Raw genomic sequence first — 5,221 nt, forward strand, 5'->3', positions numbered from 1 at the left:
GAAATTCAGCGGATGCATAAGGCCCGCGGCGAGACGCTTTCCCGCGCGGATGCGGTGGAGGAAATCGTCGCAAACAGTGTGGGGACGGTGTTTTCTGACGAGACGGCTGTGCGCACCTTCGCCCAGGAACACAAAACCACCATGCAAAAGCTTGCACAGTGGTTTGATGAATTTATACAGACGCTGAAAGAAACCGTGCAGCGCGTATCCGGACAACTGCCGGAGGCTGCAAAAATTCAGAAAAACCTCGATCTTCTGGAACAAATCCGCGACACGGCATACCGCGCGCTGGAGGAGATGGAAGGGGTAAATGCGGGAGAAGCGTCCGGTGGGAAAAAATATTCTGCGATGTACAGAAACCGGGCAAAGTCCTTTCAAAATTTTTATGACTTTGTTTTGAAAAACAGGAACAATCCCAACGAAACCAACAAAAGCTTTTATATTTATACGACGCCTCAAGGTCAGGACGTTGAAATTTTCTTTGAAGGGCTGCTGCATGCAGTAGATCATCATTCGTTATCAGCAGATAATCTTGAAAGTATTCTGGATTCTTTGGATAACATTGAGAACTACTCGATTAGCGCAAGAAGAAAAGGATTCTATAATGGAACTCCCGTTGCAACGAAGGCAAAAACAAAAGATGGGTACGCAGGCGTGTTGTTGGAGTTTTTGAAAAATGATCGTGTCGTTTTGCGTACAGCGTTTACCGACAAAGAGGCTGGAATTGATAATTGGATAAAAGAAAATGGCCCCAGCGCGCTCGCAAATGGAATTGCTTCCAATGTAAGTACTTTCGCTGGCAACCACTTTTCTATTGACAGTATACGAGAAAACCTCAAAACTGTCAATACAAGTATATCCAAAAATGCAAAAAATGATACGCATGAAAAGAAATTCAGTCTCAATGATACCACAGATGCGAAGGATGCGCAAAGATACGATTATTCCAAATCCTTTGCGGAGCAGATCGACGATTATAAAAACGGGAAGTTTCCCAATCGTGACACGTTGATCGTCGGTGCAACACCGGAGGTTTTGCAAAAAATCGGAATGAATGCACTACCCATGACGTATTCTACCGGGCACCTAAAAACGGTTTTACAGGGAAACAAAGCGGATCACGACTTTGGAGAAGCGATCTTAAAGCAGCTTCCGGCAGCAATCAAAAATCCTGTGGCTGTGATTGCATCTCAAACACAGGGCAGCACGAGTGTTGTCGCAATTCTGAAAATATCGTATCAAGGGAAACAATTGGTTGCGCCTGTTGTGATCGATGGATTTGGCTTGCAAAATGGAATTCGGATTGACAGCAACGCAATTACAAGCGTTCACACAAGAAGTAATGCTGTGACAAAGCTGTTGAACGATGCAATCCAGGAGGAAAGAAACGGAAAGACTGCTGTTTATTATTACAATAAAAAAATAGCCGATCCGCTTCTTCAAGGCGCCGGGCTACAATTGCCCGGGGGCTTGATACCTCACGGTGGCTACATTCATAGTATACGCGAGAATGGGTCACCTGTCAACAATAAACTTCCAAATGTCACACATTCCCAGCAATTCAAGCGGTGGTTTGGGGACTGGCAGAACCATCCGGAGAAGGCGAGCAAGGTTGTGAATGCGGACGGGACGCCAAAGGTGATGTATCACCAGACGGATGCAGATTTTACGGTTTTCAATACAAATAATCAGCGTGCTGGAAGATTGGATACGGATACGCCCACTGGTATGTTTTTCAAGCCGACAGATCAGGACATCGGAATCAGCGGCGAAAAACAAATTGCGGTGTATTTGAATGCAAGAAATATGTTGGAGTTGAAGAACAGAAAAGACGCACACCGCTATTGGATGGAGAATGTTCCGCAATACGCAGAGCTTCAAGCGCAATATGATGCCGTAGACAAGAAGTATAATGCGCTGTATGAAAAAGCCGAGGAAGCCGGTGATGCGTGGTATGATCAGCACTATGACGAAATGGTGTCCGGAAAAATCAGCGACGAAGAAGCAATGCAAATAATGGATGCCCCGCTTGAAAAAATTCTCACAGAGTGGAAATCTAAGACGGAGCCGATAGCCGTTAGGCAAAAGGAACTTATCACCACATATATGCAGCAGTCACAGTATGATGGAATGCATTTGCGGTATGACGGAAGTCGGAACGGCGTCGATGTGGAAACATACATTGTTTTTTCTTCCAACCAAATCAAATCCGCCACCGATAACATCGGCACATTTGACGCGAAAAATCCGGATATTCGGTACAGCCTCAATGACACCACGCCGGAGAATGAAAGCGAAGGTTACCGAGAAACCGATCTGGACGCTTCGGCGTTTCGACCGGAAGTCCGGCGGGAATTTCGGAAAATCACGGCCATGTCGGACTACAAGCTTTTGAAAAATGCGATCGGCACATTGACCGAAAGCAGTTTAGAATCGCAGGCGGTAAGCCTTTACAAAGAGGCGGCAGAGAACGTCCATGCGTTATATGAGGAGATCGACGCGCTGGAAGAAAAGCGGGATGCGGCAACCTCACGCGCAGATATTTCGCGGCTTACGGAGTATATCCATTTTCGGGAAAAGCGTCTTTCGGAATGGCTGCCGCGATTGGACAAAAGAAGTGCGTCGCCGGAATTGCAAGCAGTGATGCGCCGTGCAGTCAGTCAAGAAGTCGATCGGCTTGTTGAAAAGTACGGGCGGATCCGCCCGGGCGAAAAGCGGGTGCGCGAAGTTTCTGTACCAAAACAAAGGTGTTTAATTATTTAGTCAAGCCTATTAACCGGATTGAATTAAACAAAAATCTATTTGAAATGATTTAACACTTTAGAAGAGGAGCGGGCAAATAAAATATCGCAACTTCCTCCCGATGCCGGTGATTTTGACGTGATCGCTCCTATTAAGCAATATGTTGAAAAAAATTATAGCCAGCCGTTAAGCCTAGAACAGCTTTCCTCGCAATTTTATATTAGTAAAGAGCATATCTCACGGTGTTTTAAAAAGAAATATGGGATTGGTTTATTTGACTTTGTCAACGAATGTCGAATGGCAGAGGTCAAAAAGCTTTTAAAAACCACTTCCTGCAGTGTTGATGAAATTGCGGAGAAAACAGGGTATAGCTGTGGGAACTATTTGAGCAAAGCCTTTAAAAAGCAATTTGGGATTACCCCGGGTGAATATCGCTTCCATAGCTAAAATTTGACGGGATGGTCAATAAATTACCAATGCAAAATCAATGAAAAGCATATAAGAAATGGCATCCTTCGGCTATTATATATACATGACATTTTTGCTTTGGTGAAAACTATGGTTGAAAATGTACGTAGAAAATATTGGAGGATGTGCGTTGTGAAAAGAGTATTGTTAGTTTTATTGGCCCTGTTGCTTGCAGTCTCTCTGCTGGCTAGTTGTAATTCCGGCTCGGAAAATTCTTCCGCAGCTTCCAACGAGACTCAAAGCGCTGATTCCAGCGAACCCATATCTGTGCGGTGGATTCAGCACCAGATTGAGTATGCAGACCCACTAAATAAGCTGGTGGACAAGTACATGGACGAGCACCCTAATGTTACCATTAATCTAGAGGTCAATGGTACCAACTACTGGGAAACCTTAAAATCCTTGCTGGCTGCTAATGATGTGCCGGATATTTTTATGACCGACGGCTATAATGTAATGCGGTCTTATGTCGATTATCTAGAAGATCTTTCTGATGAGGATTTTGTAGACGTGATCAAAAAGGAAGCCAGGCAGTGTGTGGATGGAGAGAGGTTAGATTTCAAAAAGTGGAAAGGGAAAAGCGAATCGGATCTTTTAGATAATTTGTTCCCGCGTACTAAATTCACTAACGGATCAATCAAAGCCACTATTTTAACATTTGCCCCCGTGGGAGCAAACGGAGACCGGCTGAGAGCGATAGTCTACGGAATTTATCTTGAAAACATAAGCGAAAGAACGGTTGATTTAGCTGTAGAAATGCCGCGTTTTGGTTCGGAGAAGGATTGCTTTGCAACGCATGGAGTCAGTTGGCTTCCTGTTGAGGAAAGATTCGCAGAGGATCAGCCCTGTAAATTTCAGCTATCAGCCAGACAGTCAAAATGGATTTCTGTAGTGCTGTACGCACCGGGAGAATATCAAGACGCAGAGGCTGTTGTTAATAAAGGAATGCTGTTTTGGCTGAACGAAACTCATGACTATTTGCGTAAAATTCTGGGTCGGCTGACAATGCCTGGAGATCCAATGACAGCGTTTCTGTATGAGCGTGCTGTTTGTCAATGCTTAGGAGCAATAGCAATGAATCAGGAAGACCAAATTAGCGGTGCCAATTGGGGGTCTTATCCGTTAGGATCGAAAACTGGAGAGGTCTCCAGGTTGTATCATAACTGCGGTAAATGCGGTTGGGCGTCTGGAATTTTTGCAGTTACTTTTTTGACTCAGATTCTTGGACTTCAATATTGCGGTGTCACGCAGAAACTAGTTTTTCGTCCTTTTTCACCCTGCAGTGATTTTACGTTTGAAGGCATCAGGTTGGGAAACGCTGTATTTGATGTGGACTATAAGCATTTAAAAAATCAGGCATCGATCCCAATTACCAATAGAAATGATTTTTCTATTGCGCTGGAGCTTGAAGTTGTTTCAGACGGAGAAGCTTTCTGTGCGACAGAAACAATTAGCAGTATAAAACGAAAATTTATGGAGAGAGATACAGTTGCAACAAGTTTAAAGCTGCAAAAAAATGAAACAGTTCAGGTGAACTTTTCCTGAGTTTAAAAATTTATATTCAAAAGAGATCGGATTTCGAAATCTAGTTTATTCGAAATCCGATCTCACTTTTTATTACTATTGGCATGCTTTTGTACCCAGGCAAAGATAAGGTAAAATAAGTTGCGCAAATTGAAACGAGCAAAAAAGAAGACATCGTTTGCAGACTCTGGTAGAATGAAGTCACAACACAAACATTCGAAAGGAGACAGCAAACGATGTCCGAGAAAATTGTACAGCTGAATGAGGAACTAATCAAGGGGCAGATCAGGGAATTGGTCCGAAGCAGCGCGGAAGAAATCCTGAACGAGCGGCTGGAAAAGGAGGCGGAATCTCTGACGCAGGCGGCGCGCTGCGAGCGCAGCGAGGCCCGTCAGGGCTATCGCAGCGGCCACTATGACCGGAACCTCACCACGACCTCCGGCGATGTCACGCTCCATATGCCGCGGCTCAAGGGCGTGTCCTTCGA

The 5,221-nt window shown here is 44.6% G+C and carries 4 protein-coding genes; all 4 read left to right on the forward strand.

Annotated elements, in window-relative coordinates; genetic code table 11:
• A partial coding sequence (locus IAG03_RS13770) for an ADP-ribosyltransferase-containing protein (protein ID WP_249320682.1) occupies positions 1-2,763 on the forward strand: 2,763 nt, incomplete at its 5' end.
• A 117-nt stretch (positions 2,764-2,880) separates the two neighbouring features.
• The gene (locus tag IAG03_RS13775; protein WP_249320684.1) at positions 2,881-3,189 is read left to right on the forward strand and encodes a helix-turn-helix domain-containing protein; all 309 of its coding nucleotides are present in this window, start codon (positions 2,881-2,883) and stop codon (positions 3,187-3,189) included.
• A gap of 153 nt (positions 3,190-3,342) precedes the next feature.
• Entirely contained in the window at positions 3,343-4,755 is a 1,413-nt protein-coding gene (locus IAG03_RS13780) for an extracellular solute-binding protein (RefSeq protein WP_249320686.1), read from the forward strand.
• A 215-nt stretch (positions 4,756-4,970) separates the two neighbouring features.
• Positions 4,971-5,221: transposase (locus tag IAG03_RS13785; RefSeq protein WP_249320687.1), on the forward strand; the 251-nt coding region annotated here is incomplete at its 3' end.

The sequence above is a fragment of the Yeguia hominis genome (assembly GCF_014384705.1).
Lineage (GTDB): Bacteria > Bacillota > Clostridia > Oscillospirales > Acutalibacteraceae > Yeguia > Yeguia hominis.